Origin of the sequence: Paenibacillus sp. GM1FR (assembly GCF_002803315.1) — a bacterium.
In the GTDB taxonomy this organism is placed as follows: domain Bacteria; phylum Bacillota; class Bacilli; order Paenibacillales; family Paenibacillaceae; genus Paenibacillus; species Paenibacillus amylolyticus.
Window position 1 is genome coordinate 37,196 of record NZ_MKZL01000022.1, and the last position, 20,760, is coordinate 57,955.

16 protein-coding genes are annotated in these 20,760 nt (G+C 47.9%); 13 read left to right on the forward strand and 3 right to left on the reverse strand.

From position 1 onward, the window contains the following. Positions 1-43: 43 nt before the first annotated feature. The gene (locus PAEAM_RS15845) at positions 44-1,078 is read left to right on the forward strand and encodes an NADH:flavin oxidoreductase/NADH oxidase (RefSeq protein ID WP_100528202.1); all 1,035 of its coding nucleotides are present in this window, start codon (positions 44-46) and stop codon (positions 1,076-1,078) included. Positions 1,079-1,389: 311 nt separating this feature from the next. Here PAEAM_RS15845 and PAEAM_RS15850 read toward each other — a convergent pair whose 3' ends face one another. After that, the gene (locus PAEAM_RS15850; RefSeq protein ID WP_100528203.1) at positions 1,390-2,157 is read right to left on the reverse strand and encodes a class I SAM-dependent methyltransferase; all 768 of its coding nucleotides are present in this window, start codon (positions 2,155-2,157) and stop codon (positions 1,390-1,392) included. Positions 2,158-2,384: 227 nt separating this feature from the next. Here PAEAM_RS15850 and PAEAM_RS15855 point away from each other — a divergent pair, with 227 nt between their 5' ends. The 8 genes from PAEAM_RS15855 to PAEAM_RS15890 all read left to right on the forward strand — a co-directional run bounded on the left by PAEAM_RS15855 (position 2,385) and on the right by PAEAM_RS15890 (position 14,351). After that, positions 2,385-2,813 (forward strand): SRPBCC family protein, encoded by a 429-nt coding sequence (locus PAEAM_RS15855; protein ID WP_100528204.1) that lies wholly within the window; start codon positions 2,385-2,387, stop codon positions 2,811-2,813. A gap of 240 nt (positions 2,814-3,053) precedes the next feature. Next, complete coding sequence (locus tag PAEAM_RS15860) at positions 3,054-6,149, forward strand: ATP-binding protein (RefSeq protein ID WP_100528205.1); 3,096 nt, start codon at positions 3,054-3,056, stop codon at positions 6,147-6,149. 62 nt (positions 6,150-6,211) lie between these two features. Beyond that, complete coding sequence (locus tag PAEAM_RS15865) at positions 6,212-7,408, forward strand: response regulator (protein WP_243391378.1); 1,197 nt, start codon at positions 6,212-6,214, stop codon at positions 7,406-7,408. Positions 7,409-7,443: 35 nt separating this feature from the next. Further along, a complete protein-coding gene (locus PAEAM_RS15870; RefSeq protein WP_100528207.1) occupies positions 7,444-8,790 on the forward strand; it encodes a cryptochrome/photolyase family protein in 1,347 nt (448 codons plus the stop codon). A 281-nt stretch (positions 8,791-9,071) separates the two neighbouring features. Continuing rightward, positions 9,072-10,244, forward strand: coding sequence for an acyltransferase (locus PAEAM_RS15875; RefSeq protein WP_100528208.1), 1,173 nt, complete (start codon positions 9,072-9,074; stop codon positions 10,242-10,244). A gap of 383 nt (positions 10,245-10,627) precedes the next feature. Further along, positions 10,628-12,280, forward strand: a complete 1,653-nt coding sequence (locus tag PAEAM_RS32735; RefSeq protein ID WP_481856113.1) for an HNH endonuclease — start codon at positions 10,628-10,630, stop codon at positions 12,278-12,280. Positions 12,281-12,572: 292 nt separating this feature from the next. Beyond that, on the forward strand, positions 12,573-13,208 hold the full coding sequence (locus PAEAM_RS15885) for a TVP38/TMEM64 family protein (RefSeq protein WP_240662165.1): 636 nt from the start codon (positions 12,573-12,575) through the stop codon (positions 13,206-13,208). A 63-nt stretch (positions 13,209-13,271) separates the two neighbouring features. Then, positions 13,272-14,351: a DUF1835 domain-containing protein gene (locus PAEAM_RS15890; protein ID WP_100528210.1), complete on the forward strand. Its 1,080-nt coding sequence runs from the start codon at positions 13,272-13,274 to the stop codon at positions 14,349-14,351. A 277-nt stretch (positions 14,352-14,628) separates the two neighbouring features. Here the strand turns inward: PAEAM_RS15890 and PAEAM_RS15895 are convergent, their stop codons facing one another. Further along, positions 14,629-15,147: a cupin domain-containing protein gene (locus tag PAEAM_RS15895; protein WP_100528211.1), complete on the reverse strand. Its 519-nt coding sequence runs from the start codon at positions 15,145-15,147 to the stop codon at positions 14,629-14,631. A 152-nt stretch (positions 15,148-15,299) separates the two neighbouring features. On the opposite strand from PAEAM_RS15895, the gene PAEAM_RS15900 reads away from it, so the two are divergent. Continuing rightward, a complete protein-coding gene (locus tag PAEAM_RS15900; protein ID WP_207765576.1) occupies positions 15,300-16,301 on the forward strand; it encodes an NAD-dependent epimerase/dehydratase family protein in 1,002 nt (333 codons plus the stop codon). A gap of 165 nt (positions 16,302-16,466) precedes the next feature. On the opposite strand, the gene PAEAM_RS15905 is transcribed toward PAEAM_RS15900, so the two are convergent. Beyond that, positions 16,467-16,643, reverse strand: coding sequence for a CsbD family protein (locus tag PAEAM_RS15905; RefSeq protein WP_100528212.1), 177 nt, complete (start codon positions 16,641-16,643; stop codon positions 16,467-16,469). Positions 16,644-16,835: 192 nt separating this feature from the next. Between PAEAM_RS15905 and PAEAM_RS15910 the strand changes: the two genes are divergently transcribed. From PAEAM_RS15910 to PAEAM_RS15920, 3 genes are all read left to right on the forward strand, one after another. Beyond that, positions 16,836-17,819, forward strand: coding sequence for a hypothetical protein (locus PAEAM_RS15910; RefSeq protein ID WP_100528213.1), 984 nt, complete (start codon positions 16,836-16,838; stop codon positions 17,817-17,819). Continuing rightward, on the forward strand, positions 17,807-19,606 hold the full coding sequence (locus tag PAEAM_RS15915) for an RNA polymerase sigma factor (RefSeq protein WP_100528214.1): 1,800 nt from the start codon (positions 17,807-17,809) through the stop codon (positions 19,604-19,606). Before PAEAM_RS15910 ends, PAEAM_RS15915 begins: the two co-directional genes overlap by 13 nt. Positions 19,607-20,296: 690 nt before the next feature. Continuing rightward, positions 20,297-20,743: a DUF1641 domain-containing protein gene (locus PAEAM_RS15920; RefSeq protein WP_017691658.1), complete on the forward strand. Its 447-nt coding sequence runs from the start codon at positions 20,297-20,299 to the stop codon at positions 20,741-20,743. Positions 20,744-20,760 lie beyond the last annotated feature (17 nt).

Genomic DNA, 20,760 nt, shown 5'->3' on the forward strand with positions numbered 1-20,760 from the left:
GGTTCATATATATCATGATCATGGAACAGGAGATGTAACATCAATGACTGAACAATTATTTTCCCCTTATCAATTCAAGAGCCTGCAATTAAATAACCGTGTCGTCATGGCACCAATGTGCCAATATTCTGTCACTGCGAAGGACGGCATTCCGAACGATTGGCATCAGGTTCACTATGTGAGCCGTGCGGTTGGAGGAACAGGACTGATTGTAATTGAGATGACCGATGTAGATCCGGATGGACGTATTACCGATAATGACTTGGGTATATGGTCAGATGAGCATGTGCCTGCCTTCACCAAACTTGTAGATGGAATCCATGCCTACGGCTCCAAAGTAGGTATTCAGATCGCACATGCAGGACGAAAAGCAGAGGATGCACCGCAGCCGGTTGCCCCATCGGTAGTTACATTCCCGGGAGAAAAGTACAAGGAGCCTCGTGCGTTAAGTACGGAAGAGGTAGAAGCTATGGTGCAGAAGTTCGCAGACGGTGTTCGCCGCGCAGTACAGGCTGGAGTAGATACCATTGAGCTGCACGGTGCACATGGATACCTGATCCACCAGTTCCATTCCCCGCTGATGAACCATCGTGAGGATGTATATGGGCAGGATCTGTCCCGTTTTGGCGTAGAAGTCATTCGTGCAGTGAAAAAAGAAATGCCAGCAGATATGCCATTGATTTTGCGGATTTCGGCCGTAGAATATGCAGATGGTGGATACGATATCGACCACACCATCACTATCGCTCGTGCCTACCAAGATGCAGGCGTGGACATGTTCCATATCAGTTCAGGCGGCGAAGGACCTTCCGGTCAGCGGAAACCAGGGAACTATCCAGGGTATCAGGTACCATTTGCCCGTCGTTTCCGTGAAGAACTGAACGTTCCTGTAATCGCAGTGGGTATGCTGGAGGATGCAGCATTGGCACAGGCGGTTATTGGCAACGGCGATGCGGATCTGGTTGCGGTTGGCAGAGGCATGTTGCGTGACCCGTACTGGGCGAACCATGCCGCTCTGGAACTGGGCGTCAGCAAGGATCAAGCTGCCATTGCAGAGCAATATTCTCGTGGATACTAATCTGCTCCAAATTATACTTACACTTGCCACTCCGATGACAGAATAACCTTCCGATCGCTGTTATCCCCAGATTTTTTTGATTCACTTTTTCAAAGGTGAAAATCTGAGGATAGCGTAAGCTTCCGATGTAGCTTTCTTTCAGAAAGCTTTTAGGCGAACGCTCCGCTTCTTCAGGCTATTTCTGCCCTCTGCGTTCTCATGTAAATGTTATTGCAAATTTTATATAGTAAAATAGGCCACAGCATGGGTTAAACCTCATGCTGTGGCCTGATTTTGGATATTGAGAATCATATCCATCCGATTACGGATGACTACGCTCTTCGAGTTGCTTCATATACGAATTTTTGATTCGACTGCGTGGGTGGTTGATCCGGGTTGAAATCGGCGTACACTTTAATGTCAGAGAAACCAATGTGTTCGAGAATTAGGCGTAACTCTTCTATGCCGTACCAACGCAAGGTAAGTTGTTGCAGCTCCGTAGCAACAAGAGCACCCTGATGCCATTGTTCGTAACGGATCAGACTCACTTTGTACTGTTGTAGAAGGTTCACTTCAATGGTTTTCACTTCTACCGTGATCGTATCACCATCGGGTAATGAAACGGTTGATGTTTCTACAGAAGAGGGTTGTGTCACATCGGGCAGAAACAGATCAAACACGAGCCTGCCGCCAGGTTCTAAATGCTGAAATAGATTACGTAATGCGTTAATCGACGCCTGTCTGTCTTGGATGAGGAGCAGAGAACCTCCGGGAATGATAATTGCCTCGTATCGATATGGAAGGTCAAGCTTCTCCAGATCGGCAACGAACAGCTCAGGCATGGGTAATGCCCGCTCCATACAACGAGAACGGCAAGAGTTGATCATATCCATTGAATAATCAATTCCATCCACCTTCAAGCCTGCTTCAAGCAAAGGAATGAGCACTCGGCCTGATCCTGACATGGCTTCAAGGATACGTCCATTGCAGCGCTGAAGATAATGGCGATAGAATTCAATGTCTCCTCCCAAGGAGTGTCCCACAGGTTTGGTGAGATCATAAACGGCAGTGCATAATGGACCGTAATAACTGAATGACATAGTATAGGTGTCCCCCACATGTAAATATATTAAAATGAAAACGTGGAAGGGGAGTGAGCAGGATTATCCCTTCCGACAACGGTTGGAATTGGAATTTTCAGAGCAGACTATCATAGGAATCACGCACCTTTTATGTAATATGTTCCAATTATAGGGTGGGGATAAAGCGGAGGTCAACTTCTATTCGGGTAGTTATACGAAATGAAATGTATAAGGAGGTGATTCGAATGGATTCATCATCAAGTTCATCAAGTGCACTGCCAGATATCCGGCAGGAACTTATGCTCCATGCACCTGTAGAGAAAGTGTGGGAGATGGTCTCGACCGAGCAGGGACTGAGAACCTGGTTCATGCCAGGCAATCTGGAACCCGTGGAAGGTCACGAGTTTATATTGGAAGCAGGCCCCTTCGGCCAATCACCATGTCAGGTGACGGAAGTTCTTCCGCTGCACAAGCTGTCATTCCGCTGGGGGAAGGACTGGACGTTGACGTTCGAACTGAATGAACAGCCCGAAGGTACGGATTTCACACTGATTCACAGCGGTTGGGATGCGGATAAACTGACCGAGTTTGGACAGGCCCACGCTATCGTACGCGAACGTATGGAACAGGGATGGGCCGGAATCGTTCAGAAGCTTGCCCAAGTTGTTAAATAAATCTTCATTCAATCAACCCCAGGCCATTTCGCCCGTTCATTCCGGTGAAATTCGGCATGGGGTTCCTTGGTGTACCAAGAGCTGACGGAAACAGATAGAGATCCTTCAAATTATAACGAATTTGACCGATTATGATACGGAAACTATTTCCGTGAGCACCAGAAACGTGTAACATGAATTATAGTGATAAATCGACAGAATTAGACGTCTCTCGCCATTGTGGATGGAAGGAATACATAGATGAGAAAACACTGGATTATGCTGACCATAAGCTTCATATGTATTGTCATTGTTCCACTGGGTTGGATCGCCCAGACGTTAATTAGCGAGCGGATTAACCCCCAGGCTACAGATGGGAAAATTGACCTGACCCAATGGGACTTTGATCGCAAGGGTGCAGCGTCTCTAAAGGGTGTCTGGGATTTCTACCCTGGGCAGTTGCTGAGCCCGGCAGATATTGAAGCAAGTGTATCCGGTCGCAAGCCTTTGCCGGCTTCGTCGGGCACTCAAGTTCCTGCCCGATGGAACAAATCTTTGGGGCAGGCCCATGGGTATGGAACCTATCATTTGCAAGTTCAGCTTACACCCCGGACGATGAAAAATGATTATGGTATACGCACACAGAATATACGCATGGCCCACCGGGTATTTATCGATGGGAAAGAGATTGGTGGCAAAGGCCTGCCAGGAAAGACTAGGGCAACAGATATACAATTAAATCTGCCCTTTACAGGATTCACGTCCATTGAGGGCAATACGGCTGACATTATCATTCAAGTATCAAATTATAGTTACTCGTCTGGGGGCATTGTAGCGCCCATTTTGTTTGGAGACGAGCATAGTATTCTGAAAAGCCAGCAACAAGGTTGGCTCAAGGATCTGATGGCCTTATTCGGTTTTATCTTGCCAGCCGCCTTTTTTCTACTTCTGTTCAGATTACGACGTACGGAGAAGGAGCTTCGTTTTCTCGGATTATTCAGCCTTTCTGGTGCGGTGTACGCTCTGACACATGGGGAGAAGTTACTGGGTACGTTTGTACCGTTCCTGACCAATAATGAGATACTTCGGATTCAGCTCCTTAGTTCAGCCTTTGCCTATTATTTTTTGCTTCGGTATATGGATGCCCGTGTACCAGGAGCAGTTCATCAGTGGTTTGTTCGTCTGGCTGTCGTGCTAATCGTTACCCAGACTATTGTGGGTCTTACGCTTCCTCCAACGCTTTTCTCGTCTCTTGAGCTTCCCATGTTACTGATCTCACTTGTTGTCATGTTATATACGCTGCGAGCCATTTTCTATTGGTTGAAAGGACGGCCGAATGACAGCCACTTTGCACTGGTGAGTATGATGAGCATACTCATGGTTGTTGTGTTATATACGCTTGGTGCGTTCACTACCCTAGACACAGCGTTCTTTGCGCTGATTGAACTTTTATTATTTGTATTTGCCCAGATGATTGTGACCGCAATCCGCTTTGCACAATCATTCCGAGACGTGGAAGCCCTGTCGGAGCGTTTGCTGGCCATCGACAGCCTGAAGGACGAGTTCATGGCGAATACGTCTCATGAGCTGCGAACTCCCCTGCATGGCATCATTAATATTGCGCAATCCATGCTGGAAGGGGCGGCTGGAGCAGTCACGCCCAAGCAAGCCAAAAATCTCTCCATGATTACTTCAACTGGCAAACGCCTTTCACTGCTGGTTAACGATATTTTGGATTTTGCCAAATTAAAAAATAGTGAGATCGAGTTAAAACGGGTAGCTGTTGATCTGGAATCCGTTGCTCGTACTGTGGTTGAAGTCTCGGGTTTCACGTTTGAGGACAAGCCGGTTATATTGATTCAACAATGGCCCCAGTCCTTACCACTTGTTGAGGCAGACGAAGATCGCCTAAGGCAAGTTCTGTATAACTTGCTGGGTAACGCCTATAAGTACACTGAGCAGGGTGAGATTCGATTGTACGCCAGCGTTGAAGGGGACTGGGTGAAGGTATCGGTCGCTGATACAGGGGTAGGCATTGCCTTGGACAAACAGGAGGATATCTTCCAGGCGTATGAGCAGAGTAACGGCACGATTGAGCGATTGAATAATGGAACCGGACTGGGTCTGAGTATTACGCGAAAACTCGTTGAGCTTGGCGGTGGTGAGATCTGGGTTGAATCGGAGCCGGGGCAAGGTTCGACCTTTCATTTCACCCTGCCTGTTATGAAGATGCCACTTTTGCAAACTCATTCGAAACCAGCTGCCGCCCGATATGTTGCTGCACAGGGGGCAGGGGCGAAGGAGCTTGTGACAAGAGAGTCAGATGAGCAGGATGATCTTACGGAAGCGGAGCATACGATTCTGATTGTAGACGATGATCCCGTGAATCGACAGGTATTGCTTAATCTGTTATCGACGGAGCGGTATCGTGTGATTGCAGCGGACAGCGGGTCCACTGCATTGAAACTCCGTGAGGAGTTCCCGTCCATTGATCTTGTTATTACGGACTGGATGATGCCTAAGATGTCCGGACTTGAGTTATGTCGCAAACTGCGCGAGCACAGTTCCTTGTCTGAGTTACCGATTCTGATGCTGACCGCCCGTGGGTTGCCTGAGGATATCAAACACGGATTCCAAGCGGGAGCCAATGACTTCCTGAGCAAACCGGTGGATGCCGGTGAATTGCGCGCCAGAGTTCGGACGTTAATTGAGATGCGGAGTTCTGTGCAGGAGGCTATTCGGACCGAAATGGCCTTTTTGCAGGCCCAGATCAAGCCACACTTTCTATATAATGCACTCAATGTTATTATCGCAACCTGTGCAGTGAATCCGGACAAAGCAACCGATCTGCTGATTGAATTGAGTCATTACCTGCGCGGAAGTTTTGACTTCCAGAACAGGGAGCAGCTTGTTCCTTTGACCAAAGAGCTGGAATTGGTGGAGTCTTATGTGCATCTGGAACAGGCGAGATTTGAGGAAAGACTGGTGGTTGAGTATGAGGTGGAATCGGACGTACTTCTGTATCTGCCACCTCTCAGTATTCAGCCTCTTGTGGAGAACGCCATTCGCCACGGCGTGATGGAGCGGGCAGCCGGCGGGACAGTTCATCTTAGGATTTTCCAAGAGAGCGAGCATGTAGTCGTACAGGTCCAGGATGATGGTGTAGGTATCCCTCCTGAGCGTATGGCTCAGGTCAAGTCTGGGCGTACCGAAGGTCCGGGAGGTGTGGGGCTGCAAAATATAAACCGTCGTCTGATGTCTCTCTATGGTCAGGGGCTGGAGATTCATAGCCATGTGGGTAAAGGCACGCAGATCCGATTCCGTATCCCCGTGCAAAAGGTGGATTATTCCAATTAGTGTGCCAAGTGAAGCAATTATGGTTAACAGACTAGGGGGTGCCGATAAAATCGGTATTCCTATTGAATCTTTCATGGCAGGAGGCTGAAAGAACGGTGAGAGCCATTGTGATCGATGATGAGAAGCCAGCGCAGCTTCATCTGGAGCGACTACTACGAACGGACGGACGAATTACACCCGTGCAATGTTTTTCAACAGCTCGTGATGGTCTCCATTTTCTGGCAAAGGAACGTGTAGATGTTGTATTTTTGGACATTGGAATGCCGGAGATGAATGGCCTGGAAGCGGCTGAATATATACAGCAATTGGATCAGAGTATTCGTATTATCTTTGTTACGGCTTATGCGGACCATGCAGTGGAAGCATTTGAGCTGCATGCACTGGATTATGTACTGAAACCGGTCAGCTCGACCCGATTGGCCAAAACCGTTGATCGAATCGCGGGCATAATGTCGCATAATTCTCAAGTTGCAGCCACCGCCGAGGTACAGGGATCGGAACCTGTACCTGTGGAGTTGGATACTGAAGTTCCGGGGCTGCTTACGTTCAAACATCTGGATATCTACAGAAGCTTGGATCAGGGTGCCAAGAAACATAAGTGGCGCACAACCAAATCACAGGAATTGTTTGCTTTTTTGTTTCATCACAGGGAAGAATGGGTAAGCAAGGAGATTCTGCTGGATAAGCTATGGGGTGATGTTTCCCAGGAAAAGGGATTAACCCATCTACATACTTCCGTGTACCAGATTCGAAAGCTGCTTAAGGAATGGAACATGACAGGCAAGCTGGAGTACAATATGAACCGTTATCGTCTGTTATCAGGCAATCTGGTAAGTGATGTGGATCAATTTGAAAAATCCATGGTTTACCATGTCATCACATCCGACAATGTCGATGACTTGAGGCATATGATTCCGCTTTATCGTGGCGATTATCTGGAAGAGCATGATTATCATTGGGCACAGGCCAAAGCAAGGGAACTCAGACGCAAGTATACAGCGCTAGTTATGGATATCGCGAGATGGGACATGGAGCATGGTCGTGGCAAGGAAGCGATTGAGCAATTAACGATATTACAGGAACGGGAGCCTTATTCGGAAGAGATCTGCCGACTCATGATGGAAGTGTATGCATCCATGGATGATCAGCAAGGCATACTTCGTTTGTATCATTCATTTACATTGACATTAAATGAGGATCTGGGGTATCAGCCCGAGCCCGAAACAAGCAGGTTATATAAGAACCTGACGGACAAATAAACGTATGTAATGTAAGTTCAGACAGGAGGGTGAGCATGAAGCTATTCATACACCGCAAAGATTTGCGTACGGATGATCTGGCCGCATTCGATTATTTGCGGGAACACCAAGAAAAGAGTGTGCATGTTCTCATCTATGATTCATTCCTCCTGCGGCAAGGCCGAGAGAAGGAACACAGCGGTGTGAATTTCAGGCAGCACGCAGCGGAATTAGGCAGACAGTATCTTGAAGCCAATCGAAAATTGCATGTTGCTTATGGCAAACCGGCTGAAGTGGTTGAATTCATCCTGAACGAATTCAAAGGTGAGATTAACGAGATTGTGGTCCATCGGGACATGACGCCATATGCAATCGAGCGGGATAGGGCCATACGCAAAGTCAGTGAGGCGCACGAGGTTACGTTCACACAGCTGACGGATCATCTGCTGATGGATCTGAATGGATTTGCCAATTTTACAGGCAAGTCGGAGCCATATAAGGTATTTGCGGCTTTCCATCGGCGGTGGGTGGAATTCATGAATGAACATCCCAACCCTCCTTCGGCAACAACGGTTGCAGCGTTGAAGGTGAGTGATCGTCAGATTGAATGGCCGGATGCAATGCAGGTACCTCCGGAGTTGCTGGAGGGCAGTGGTTCGAATGACGAGGACCCGCATCTGCTGTTGGATCAATTTTTGTCGGATCGAATTGCTGAATACGGAGATCATCGGGATGAATATGAGGCGTACGAGCCGAGTCATCTCAGTTCTTACGTAGCTGTGGGAGCTGTATCCATTCGCAAAATGTATGATGCGGCGAGTCGCACGGCTGAGGCTGGGGAATGGATCAGGCAGTTGTGCTTCCGCGACTTCTATCTGTATCGAGCGGTCTATGAGAGTCACTATTTTACATATGAAAAGGTGTACGATCTCTCGGCTCTCCATGATGATCACTTTGAACGGTGGTGCAAGGCGGAGACAGGCATTCCGATTATTGATGCAGCGATGACGGAACTGAATGAAACCGGACATATGCCAAACCGGCTGCGGATTCTCACGGCGATGTTTCTCATCAAAAACCTGCAGTGCCCATTCACCTCGGGCGAAGCTTATTTCAGGCGCAAGCTGCGTGACTATGATAACATTCAAAACCGTGGTAACTGGTTATGGTGTGCCTCGCTTGGTGAGAATGCGGCTCCGTATTTTCGCGTGAACAATCCGGTAACACAATCCAAGAAATATGATCCGCAAGGTGATTATATTCGCAAGTGGTTGCCTGAATTGAAGGATCTGCATAGCAAGGACATCCATCAGCCACGCAAAGATGCCATTGTTGATCTGAAGGCATCGAGACAGGCAGCTATTGACGTGTATAAACAGATTCTGGCGAGTCGTGCGAAGTAGACTCAGTCAGGGGCGTGATCATGTCCAAACCCAAATTTACCATTCTCATCCGGTTGATCCAATATTCATTTGGTTGAGAGCAGGATGTTCCACAGACCGCGTACTCGCGGTCTTTTTTACATATATAGACATGAAAATAGTGTGAAATGTGTTGAAAATTTAGGAATTGTTAAGAAAATGGACTATCCATCTTAAGCATTATGGCTTTTAATAGATAGAGAGCTTTATTGTATTAAGTCATATCTGACATATTGACGAACACATTAAGGAGAAACGTAAACATGAGTGAAACACTGAAAAGAGAGCGAATTCCAGAACTGAATCTGGTGCGTGCCATGGCAATTATCGGCGTACTGTGCGTGCATTCCACGTCCTATGCAACGGTGGACATGACGGGTTCAGGCTACTACTGGCTGTACAACTTTATTAATATCTTTATGAAATATGGTACGCCAACCTTTATTTTTATGAGCAGTTTTGTACTGTTCTATAACTATTATTCCCGTCCGCTGGATAAGAAACTCGTGAGTAACTTCTACAAGAAAAGATTTGTGTATATTTTGCTTCCGTATTTCCTTTTTTCATTAATGTATTTTGTGTTGCTGCATTTCACGCATTATCAGGGCCGACCTTTCGGCGAATCGGCAGTAAGTTTTATCACGAAATTGTTTACAGGTAAGGCCTATACCCATCTGTACTTTGTGTTTATTAACATGCAATTTTATCTGTTATTCCCATTGGTGTTATGGTTGCTTAAGAAATATCCTTCTGTGGTGAAATGGTCTGTTCCGATTGGACTATTGATTCAATGGGCATTCATCGTAAGTAATAAATATGGATTCCAGGTACCCAACAAGGGAAGCTGGGCGTTCTCGTACTTCTCCTATTTCATGCTGGGTGCTTTTATCGGGGTATATTTCCCTAAAATCAAGCAATGGTTTGTCATCAGTCGGGCCAATGCAACCAAAGGACGCGTAGCTTCATGGATTCTGCTCTGGGCGGTATGGATCATTGCTGGGCTTGGTCATGTGTATATCTATTACCTGCTGCGTCTGAAGATCGCAACGTATAACACACTGTGGTATGAATTCTTCTGGAATGTGCATACCTTTGCTTGTGCGCTGGTGCTTATCCAGATTGCCTATCTGCTCTATCGCAAAGGGCCGTCACTCATCGTCAAGCCGCTGAATCGGCTTGGGGCATTGTCCTTTGGCATCTATCTGATTCATCCATTCTTCCTGCTGGTGTATCGGAATTATCCACCTCAAACAGGAGTATCGTGGTTAGTGCATCTATGGTATGCCGGAGGATTCGGTGTAGCTCTAATCGCTTCGTGGATCGTCGTTGGATTGACGGCAAGGTTTGTTCCATATGCATGGGTCATCTTTGGCAATCTGCCAAAACCCAAACCACGTCTGGTCCCACAACAGAACTCGGGCCAACTGGACGTTTGATAAGATGTATTTCCAACACAGGAATAATAAACCGTTTCTTGGTCGACCTTAGGGGAGAGCAGGAAGCGGTTTTTTTGATGTATGCAGATATGTGTAATATGGGGAACGAGTGTTTCTTTTTCATGTAAGAGGGGTAATCATAAGGCGGAACGATAATACATTATGGATGACAGGATTAAGGTGAATATAATGACAACATGCGAAAAATGCGGGAGACCGATGCAGGATATATTGGAATATGTGGAACACATTCTTCACGAATGCAGTGAACAGACACAGGAGTACAACTCAAAAGATTATCAGGCCTATGGCCATGAGGGTGTTCACGAGCAGATGTGATACAATAGAAAGAAACCGGATTCATACGGAACCGAGGTGACAACATGGAGACGGGTCCAGCCCCTTTCCGGCAAGGAAAGACGGAACAAGAAGCGCGACTGAGCAAAACGTGTATGTATTGCGGACAACAGCGGCCGATGTCCGAATTCCGGCGCAGAACCGGAAAGCGGGCAGGTCCCGGAGCCAGGCGTGGAGCCTGCCGCAGCTGTCGCCAGCTTGGTGGACAGGCTGACCACGAGTCAGGTTCAAGCGTGAGCGGACGAACGAATGAACGGATCGAGCATCAACGGGATGGCTTGGAGACACGTGCTGTTACTGCCAGACCCTTTGCATCTGCAAGAAATGAGGCAGGTCGTATCTCCCATGGTATGGAGCAGGGATCAGCTACGGTGTCTGAGTCTGACAGAAGTCTGTTGTCTCAACCGTCAGAAGACTCGTCATCTTCGAATGACGATGAACGCGCTGACTTGGTGACTTCTTCACCCTCTTCACCCTCTTCTTCAGGTATTCGGAAGAAGAGGAGAAGACGGAGGAAGAGCAAGCGTTCAGAGAGCATAACGGGCAATGAGCTGAGAGAGACGAGTCTGGAGCATGATGGTTTGGCGGGTGAGGTAGGAGATGAGCCACAGCCAGGTGAGCACTGGCGTGGGGAAGAAGGGCATTCGCAGGGGCATGCTGCTGCGAATGAAAAAGGCAGTGCACAGCGGGCTGGCGCGCGAGCAGCCGCTGCAGTGCAGGCCGCCGAGCAGACTGCGGCGGCCCACCAGGCTCTGCTGCCGGCTGAGCCGCAAGGCCCGGCAGCAGAGCCCATGGCTGCGGATCAACCGACCGCAGCCAAACGCAAGCGCAAGCGGCGCCGCAAGCGTGCTGCCGCGCTCGCGCCCGGCGCAGGGCAGGCCCGCAGCGTAGCTGCTGAGGCCCATGCGCCGGCACTGAGCGACCGTGGCGATGCCACCACGGTCGCTGCACCTTCGGCGGCGGAGGCACAGCCTGCCGCCACCGGGCGCGAGCCCGGGCAAGCGCCGGGGGCCGCTGCGGAGGCAGGGCCTCCTGCGCCCGTGCGCCAGCCTGGCTCGCCAGGGTCCAAGCCGCGCCAGACGCGCAAGGAGCGTGCGCCCAAGGCGAGCGGCGAAGACGCTGCCCGCGTTGCATCCGGGCAGCGACCCGCGCACGCCAGCCGTAGTCACGGGGCTGGCACGGATGGCCGTCCCCGCCGCCAGACCCCGTCGGCCCCGGTAGCCATCGACCCGGAAGATCCGGCTTCGCTCCGGACCAACCGGCAAGGCATGGTACGGATGAGAGGTAAGACGGACAAAGGCAGACGCTGGCATCAGGAAGTGGACATGGAGCTTGCGGTCACGCTGGTGAAGGAAAAAGCCGCTGTGGTGGTCAATCGGTACACGATTCGCCGATTGTTCAGCAACAAGGATTTCAAACGGTATATTTTGACCCGGGATCACTACACCTGTTACTTCTGTGGATCGTATGGAGATACGATTGACCATCTGCTGCCGCGTGCCAAAGGTGGACATACCACTCCGCTCAACTGTGTCTGCGCCTGTAATCTGTGCAACCAGTCCAAAGCAGCGATGGATGCCGAAGAGTTCATGCGTTCCGGTATTCCCGAATGGAATGCTGCCCATCAGGCAGAATTGATTGAACTGGCCATGCAGGAAGCGCAGCTGGAAGAAGGATAATATGCCCCCGAAGATGGATCGGGGTTTCGATATGAAGAGCACACCAAGACCACAGGGGTCTAGGTGTGCTTTTTTGATTTAATTGTGATTTGAGTGGGAAGTGAGTTTGCCGTGCAATAATTTCTTCAAATTGACAACGGTGTTCATCGAAGATGTACGTTATACTGGGAGGGAGTTACTAAAGAAGCTTCATCATCCATATGAATGATGAAATGTATAGTGAACATCAAACCTGAGAACTTAGACTGTATAGATTGGATGGATGCAGATGACCCCGGCAGCATTGGACATTATGTCATATATTACGGAAGAAAATATTCGTTTCTGGCTGGAGAAGTTTCGCTCTCTGGGCCCGTTACCGGGAATTTTGCTTACGTTTATGAAATCATTTGTACCGCCACTTCCAACGCTGTTGATTGTGGGCGTGAACGGTGCGGTATACGGTCTGTGGGCAGGGTTTTTATATTCATGGATCGGCATGGTCCTCGGTTGCACTGTTACATTCCTGATCGTACGGGAGATTGGGAAATCCGCTTTTGTAGAGCGATGGGCACGCAAACCTCGTGTGCAACGCAGCATGGTATGGATTCGAAGGAATGCATTCAGTTATGTTTTTCTGCTGAGTATCTTCCCGGTAGGTCCGTTTGTCATTATTAATGTGGCGGCAGGTATCGCGCGAATGCGATTGTTATCCTTCCTGCTTGCGGTGGGTTGTGGCAAAGCGATAATGATCTTCTCAGTTACGTATATCGGTTCCAATGTGGAACAATTTCTGGAGCACCCTGTACGTTGGGTAGGCGTATTGCTGTTTATTGCGGTATCCCTGTGGGCAAGCCGCAAACTGGAGCGACACTTTACCCGGTCATCGTCAGATGGAGAAGATCTGCATGATCTGAATCAACCAACTGGAAAATCGATTTCCTCTTAAAAGAATTATCAGTGAGCAGATATAGGATGTCAGTAATCTCGTTAGCTCGAAGGAGGACCTAGCATGAATGATAATATCTATGCATTCAGCCGAACGATAAATCGTATGAGTGAAGATGAACTTCGTTCAGTACTGCGTTTGCTCTATATGAAGTCAGGACATGTGGTCAAGCGGCAGGAAGAGCAAGGCGAAAAGGTGGATTTTGCGGAAGCGGTACAGTCACTGTTTCGGAATATGGATACCCCATTTGATCTGGGTCGTCTGGAACAACAAGCTCTTGCCGAGATCGACAAGCCAAATGAAATTCATATTACGTTTGGAGAATCACCTCTAAGTAGTCTGAAAATGGGAATGAGTACATTACCTGATCAGGAAAAACGGAGTTTTTTCTCTATAGATGATAATTATGCGGTAGGGCCGTTGGGTAATCTGACCCGGCGTGCAGACTTGCAACGCAGGCATCTCTGGCTGACCGAACGAATGTGTCTCAATGACCGTGAGGCATATGGCATGCATGAACTGGAATCATTATTTGAGCTCAACGCCACAATACAGTCCTTTGATTCCAAGACGTCGATCATTATCTGGTATGCGAATAATGCACGGGAGAAGACGGGACTGCTCTACGCCATGTATCTATTGCGGAACAGCGAGAGTCCCATATATCTTATCGAAACGAGTGGCTTATATAAGCAATTATTTGATAGACCTGACGTTCAATACGATGTGCTCCACACAGGCGAGATTCTTCCGGAAAAGCTTCTGGCGATGTGGCACGTCTGCTCTGAGCAAGAGCCGCTGTCCAAGGGAGAACGCCGCCAACTGGAACAGGATTGGCTGGAACTTTCGGTACAGCCTGGGCTATTACGTATGATGGAGAATGGCGTGATTCGGAGCTTAACTGAAGATGCGTTGGACGAGTACATTATGCAGAAGGTGAGGGAACTGACACCGAACTGGGAGCCAGGCAAGTATATCCGAGCAGCTCGTATTGTGGGTGAAGTGATTGGTACAAGTAGCCAGCATATAAGTGATGCGTTCGTGGAGTACCGTCTACGACAACTGGTGCTGCAAGGCCAACTTGAAATGGATGGAAAGCCACTTGCAATGAGGTATTACAGTATTCGGCTTGCCGAGCGCTGAAGGGGACTAAGGCTGAAACGCACGGATAGAAAAACAAGCGACGAGATCGCGAAGTTTGAAATAAGACGGAAAATTTGAGCAGTTCCTTGCCCATATAGTAAGATGATCACGAAGTGTTCCCGATACCAGCTGTTCAGATTTAACACTTAAATAGACTGTTCCATCGGTGAGTAACTCCTACTTTTCCGGGGAACAGTCTATTTTTTCTCGTTAAGTACCGAACCAGCTTCGCTAGTGCATTGTCCAATAACATTCATCTTTATGATCTTCATTTGTATTATGATTTCTTCCCATTCCAGATTTCTAGTAGCGGTCCGTGCTGTCCATAGACCGGATCGGTAACCGGGATCGGAACCTCTCGGATTTCCTGAAGAGCCTTGGCACGGTCGCCTTCCTCACCTGTGCGTGTGTTGTAACTCATGCCGCCCGGATAAGCTCCGGCAATACGAAAATCAGTGCTGGACTCCAGACGTTTATGCCCTGTTCCAGCGGGAAGCACGACAACGTCGCCTGTTTGAAGGTAAACTTTCTGACCGTTTTCTCCGCCTAAAATCAGTTTCACGAATCCACTCACCACAGCAAGAGCCTCATGAGCATTACTATGATAATGATGATAGTTGAACACACCATTCAACCAGCTATTTCCCCATCCGTTACGGTTCAGCAACGATTCTGCGTGAAGGGCCTCTTCAGCCCATACATTCTTATACAAAAGCACAGGCAGGGTCGGATGATTGGGAATTACACCGTCATCCTGAAGGAATAACGTCTCTATGTCCTTTTTCCGTTCATTCATCTCACATCACCTCACTATAAATTACCCGATAACCTCAAGGACGAACAAAAAACAATTGTAAAATGATACAAAATGTATCATTTTAAGGGTATACTCAGTACATAAACTCTCTTCAATGCACTCGTTGTATAAATCGCAAGGGGGAATCGTGTGTGAACATTGTGATTACAGGGGCTTCTGGATTTGTGGGATTTAATCTTTCACAGTATTTGGCGCAAAAGGGGCATCGAATTACCCTTCTGGATCGGGATGATTACTGTCAGAGGCTGGTTCATATCTCTCCTCTGCACGAGATGCCGTTCATCTGTTGTGACCTTGCAGCGGACCGGATTCATCTACCTCCAGGAACAGATTACATAATCCATCTGGCGGCCATGCCACACGTGGATTATTCGTATCATCAGCCAGGGGAAGTTTTCCGCAATAATACACTTAGCACACAGGCTATCCTGCAATATGCTACGGAACATCACATTCCAGTCTTGCTGGCTTCATCCGTTGAAGTGTATGGCGGCGATTGGGGCAGAGTCTATCACGAATCAGATCCGTATGCACCCGTCTCTCCTTATTCCGCGTCCAAAGTCGCGTGTGAAATGCTGGCTCACTCCTATGCTCAATGTTACCAGCTTCCAGTCAAACTCTTTCGTTTGACCAACCTCTATGGTCCATGGCAGTTGCCAGACCGTATTATTCCCCGAAATTTTGGTCGGATGTTGGACGGACTGCCTCTGGATATTCAGGGATCGGCAGTGCGTGATTTCTTGTATGTAGATGATGCCCTCCGGGCCATTGAACAGATCATGCTGAAAGGCAAAGACGGACAGGTCTACAACATATCAACAGGGCTTGGAACAACCATGCAGGAGATCGGGGAGATATTGAAACCAATGGATCGATCCGTTGCTGCTGTAGAGATCCGGGAGCAAGAACCAACCCAGTCCAGAGGGTCGAGTCTGGTCGTACATTCAGGCAGATTGCGAGCGGAATTGGGTTGGTTACCGCAAACCACGTTGGAAAAGGGATTGGAAAAAACCTTCCGTTGGTATCAGGAACATCCCGAATGGGTCAGACAGTTCAGCCGTGAATACCATACAACAAGGGAAACGCGCAGTTTCATTATCGATATGGCAAGATACGCAGTTCCAGCAGTATAAAATGCACAAAAAAAGCCAGGGAAGGGTGTATTGAGTAACACCTTCCTTGGCTTTTTTGCGCCTCCGTCTCATTTTCGGATAGCTTCCGAACACGGACGGTCAGGCTATTTTAAAATAATCTATTGCACGAAATGTTCGTGCTGTTGGACCTCACATTAAAAGGATCTAGTGATGATCTTTTTTAAGGTCGGCAATTTTATCCTGTACAGCACCTTTGGCTTTGTCTTTTTTGCCCTCAGCCTGAAGGGATCTGTTGTTGGTTGCATTACCGATCTGATCCTTCACTTCGCCTTTGGCTTTATTTACGCCTGCTTTGATTTTGTCGCCAGTTGAATTACTCATATCGAACATCTCCTTCGTTTCTGGTGTAGTCCTTATTAACCGGGATGTCCGCATTCTAAACGTTCGCTATTTCGTGGCGGTCAGAAATTTGTTCTGGATATTCTGTCAGAAATGATCTGTACGAAGAGTCAGTATAAGTATAGGCATTGCTTAATCGCGTGCTTCATTAAAGGAATGAGAGGATGTTATGATATGAGCAATTATATTGGAAATGGTGCGTATTGTTACGCCAATTCAGCTTCAATGCTGCTGTCGTCCATTGGAGAAAAGATAGATCCCGGTCTGCTTGAAACCATCGGTGGCTTTTCACTAGGGGCCTTTCGAACGCAGGAAGATATGCTTTTTTTTGATAACTGTACCTCCAGTCCTGATCTGGCCATCAGCAAGGCGATGAGCATTCTGGGATTTAGTGTGCGCGAAAGTGTGCAAGCACGGGGTACAGAGATGCCTGTAGATGAGCTAAGAGAGGCTTTGAAGCAGGGCCCTGTGATGATGGGGCCGCTGGATATGGGCAAACTCGTCTACAATCCCAACTCTCCCAACCTGGGTGGTTGCGATCATTATGTAGTTGCGCTCAATATGATGGGCGATGAAATATGTCTGCATGACCCGGCTGGATTTCCGAATGTCTTCCTGACACTGGATAAACTTGAGGAAGCATGGAAGTCTGAATTCCCATGGAGTAGTGGTGTGTATCGACGATGGTGGAGTCCTGAACGCATTGAACATCCTGATCTGGAGGAGATTAACCGCCGGGCTTTCACTTGGTTCAAATCAACCCTTACAGAACAGACCCATGATATTGCTGCACGGGAAGGACGAACCGGAGCTTCAGCCATTCTGCATAAGGCGGAACAGGTTCGTGCTGGAGCAATCGATGGTAATGAGTGGGCTCATTATGTGTATTTTGCTCTGCCAGTAGGCGCGCGTCGTGCCCATGATTATGGTTTGTTTTTTAACACAATCCATCCTGACCTTTCTGCTTTGAAATACGCACAATCCCGCCAATTCGGGGAATGCCAATCCCGTCTTGTCTCTCGGAACTGGGAGGCTGCTGCGACAATCATGGTGGCACTCGCGGAGACGGAAGCCATGATCGAAGCTTCTATGTTTGAAGATGGAGTAATGAAAGTGAAGCGGCGCTATAAGAAAGGGAGATATACATGGATGGATTAACTAACAATCGCCATATCAGGCCAGGGGAAGATGAGATATTAGAGGATCGGCAAAAGGAACCGGATATCGCGCTTATCCAACGAGCCCAAACGGGGGATACAGAGGCCTTTGGAGAGTTGATTCACCGTTACCGTGGGCAATTGTTTCGTTATGTGCGAGCGCTTACGTATGATTCTTATCTCGCAGAAGACATTTTACAGGATGGGCTTATTCGTGCGTTCATTCATATGGGACAGCTTCAGAATGCTGAGCGTTTTATGGCCTGGATGCAGCGTATTGTACGTAATCAGGCGTACTCACATATGCAGCGCCAAAAGCAGCAGAGGGAACAACATTTTTCTTCGTTCTTTGCATTTGGATTTGGAGCCGATGATGCCTCATGGAGCGATCAAGACTCGCTCGACATGACGCTGAATCATCTTTTGAATGACACAGATTGGAGATCGCAGGAGACAGGCTATGATCCGTATCAAGCTGTTGCTCAGCAGGAAATGAGGAACAATCTCCACAGGCTGTTGGGTTGTCTGAATGAAAGAGAACAACAGGTCTTCACATCATATTGGATGGAGCAGCTGTCACCGCAAGAAATAGCCTGCAAATTCAACCTGACAAGTGCCAATGTGTATCAAATTCTGTCCCGTTCACGTAAAAAAGTGTCTCAGCTTCATATTCATTTATCTGTAGAAGAAATGCTGGCCGAGTGGAATTCACTCGGGCAAAATCGAGTGACTCTGGAGGAACCCCTTTCGTTTCGGACTCCCCAAACCTGGAACTCGGCAGCAGCATCCATTCACGAGATGTTAGGTTATATCGGTCCATCTCCGTCTCTCCCCATGGTTATGGGGATGAGTGGACTTTCTTTTCGTTTGACCATCCTGCCTCAGGACATACATATTGCTGGCCCTACCGCCTATAACTTCAAAGAGGTGCTTACAAGAGGATTGCAACATATGGGTTATCGTTCCCATGCGGTTGAGGCTTTGGCGAGCGAAGCGGGACTCAATGCCAATCTGGTCAATCCTTCGATGCTAGAGGAGAAAGCGAAGGGGAAAAGGTTGCTTAATCCAAGACTTGTTCAGGCCCTCTCCCTGGTACGTTACGCCATTCATCGGGGAATTCCGGCCGTCGTGTGGGACCTGAATATTCCCGAATTCGGGTTGATCTATGGCTATGATGATGCAGCCCGGACCCTATACGGTACCGATTTCATTAAATCAGGAACAATTCCCTATGATCATGTAGGCCGGGGCGTGAATCAGGAAGTATTTGTACTGGCAGCGGAATCAGATGGCATGATACGAGAAATGAACTTGCACGCGGCACTGACAGCTGCGTTGGCTCATTATCGTGGAGAGGACCCGTATACCTTGCCGAACACAGTCAGTGGTGTGGATGCCTATGCAGTCTGGAGAGAAGCCCTAGAATACAGACGGGTAGAACCGAACGGTCACGCTTATAACATTGCGGTTTTGTGGGATGCAAGACGTTATGCAAGCGAGTTTTTCAAAGAACTTTCACTAAAGTGGGCTTCGATTGCCAGCTATTCCAACTTGATTTCATTCTGTCTTCAGGCAGAAGAGTTATATCGAAACATGTCCCAAAAGTTAAATACACTCGCAGAATTATTTCCTTTTCCAGATGGAGGACTGCCTAATGAGAAGCTTCATGCGGATCAGGCCATCTCGATACTGCTGGAAGTGGAGGAATTGGAGCGAGCCGCCGTCGTTGCAATAAAAGCATTGCTTGAAGAAATGGATCAGTATTCCCCAGAAATAGTTATGGTTTGACCTAATTGTACCGATCAGATCGGGCATAAAGTGAAAACGAGTATCAGGAGGCAGGGCGATCCGTCAGGCCTTCTTTCTGTCTTTTTTTTGCATTCGTGACGCAAGAGGTTCATACTTGAAATAGAAAAGATGTCTCAATGTTGGAATAAGGCTGAGCCCAACGCTGCATAATAACGACAGTGACCAATTTCGTTGCATGAAAATTGTGATATTGGAAAACAATTCCTGAACATTTGGATAAACAAATCCTTCCTTGTGTACATATCGCACATCTGGTCATATGTGATCTTGTCTTAATACCACATGTGGTAGGAATACGGATCTTGGACAGGAGGATCGGCGGGGTTAGCTTGCCTTCATGGGTTGACAAAAAAATCGATTTTGTTACAATGTTCACAATATCTTCACAAGTGTAAAAAATTTCTTTTTCATGTTCATGTGTAAGAGGTGTAATATAAGGGTATAGAGTTCGGTTTCGGCCTGCTTGTCGTTTTGTGCGTCAACACATGTTGTCCGCAATAGATCCAAGATACAATGCATGATATGGGAGTGGCCCTGAGCTACGCTCATCCTATTGTGTGAAATTTGGTACATTTAAATGTATTCGATGTATTTTGTGGTTCGGCTCTGCTTGACAGGCATCATGAAAGTCGCGGACTTCTATCCCAAAGTAAAGGAGGACTTTCTCTTATGTCACAATCGCCTACTCAACAAGAGGTGCCAGTTACAGAAGGTGCCAACGTTTCCGAGCGCCAGTCCTTGGACGTTCTGGATCAACTGATGAAGCCTGAGGTACAGGAGTCTTTAACCGTTCTGGTGGAGAACCTGCCTAAATTGGCTGAAATGGTTACTGCTATGACAAAAGCTTATGACTTTGCACAAAGTGTAGCAACAGACAAAGTTCTGATCAGCGACACAATGAGCGCAATGGGCGAGTTCGCTAAGCCTGTTGTAGACAAAGCTAAAGGTGTAGCTTCTGCTGCCATCGAAGCCAATGACCGTGCGCAAACAGAGCAAACTTCAGTTGGCTTGTTCGCTATGCTGAAAATGCTTAAAGATCCAAACGTACAACAATCGCTTCGTTTTGCTCAATCTTTCTTGAGCATCTTGAACGAGCGTCAACAACCGAAACGTTAAGACTTAGAAGAACGGAG

Excerpts from the sequence above, each read along its gene's own strand:
- PAEAM_RS15845 (WP_100528202.1), top strand. The coding sequence starts at position 44 with ATGACTGAACAATTATTTTCCCCTTATCAATTCAAGAGCCTGCAATTA.
- PAEAM_RS15850 (WP_100528203.1), bottom strand. The coding sequence starts at position 2,157 with ATGTCATTCAGTTATTACGGTCCATTATGCACTGCCGTTTATGATCTC.
- PAEAM_RS15855 (WP_100528204.1), top strand. The coding sequence starts at position 2,385 with ATGGATTCATCATCAAGTTCATCAAGTGCACTGCCAGATATCCGGCAG.
- PAEAM_RS15860 (WP_100528205.1), top strand. The coding sequence starts at position 3,054 with ATGAGAAAACACTGGATTATGCTGACCATAAGCTTCATATGTATTGTC.
- PAEAM_RS15870 (WP_100528207.1), top strand. The coding sequence starts at position 7,444 with ATGAAGCTATTCATACACCGCAAAGATTTGCGTACGGATGATCTGGCC.
- PAEAM_RS15875 (WP_100528208.1), top strand. The coding sequence starts at position 9,072 with ATGAGTGAAACACTGAAAAGAGAGCGAATTCCAGAACTGAATCTGGTG.
- PAEAM_RS32735 (WP_481856113.1), top strand. The coding sequence starts at position 10,628 with ATGGAGACGGGTCCAGCCCCTTTCCGGCAAGGAAAGACGGAACAAGAA.
- PAEAM_RS15885 (WP_240662165.1), top strand. The coding sequence starts at position 12,573 with ATGTCATATATTACGGAAGAAAATATTCGTTTCTGGCTGGAGAAGTTT.
- PAEAM_RS15890 (WP_100528210.1), top strand. The coding sequence starts at position 13,272 with ATGAATGATAATATCTATGCATTCAGCCGAACGATAAATCGTATGAGT.
- PAEAM_RS15895 (WP_100528211.1), bottom strand. The coding sequence starts at position 15,147 with ATGAATGAACGGAAAAAGGACATAGAGACGTTATTCCTTCAGGATGAC.
- PAEAM_RS15905 (WP_100528212.1), bottom strand. The coding sequence starts at position 16,643 with ATGAGTAATTCAACTGGCGACAAAATCAAAGCAGGCGTAAATAAAGCC.
- PAEAM_RS15910 (WP_100528213.1), top strand. The coding sequence starts at position 16,836 with ATGAGCAATTATATTGGAAATGGTGCGTATTGTTACGCCAATTCAGCT.
- PAEAM_RS15915 (WP_100528214.1), top strand. The coding sequence starts at position 17,807 with ATGGATGGATTAACTAACAATCGCCATATCAGGCCAGGGGAAGATGAG.
- PAEAM_RS15920 (WP_017691658.1), top strand. The coding sequence starts at position 20,297 with ATGTCACAATCGCCTACTCAACAAGAGGTGCCAGTTACAGAAGGTGCC.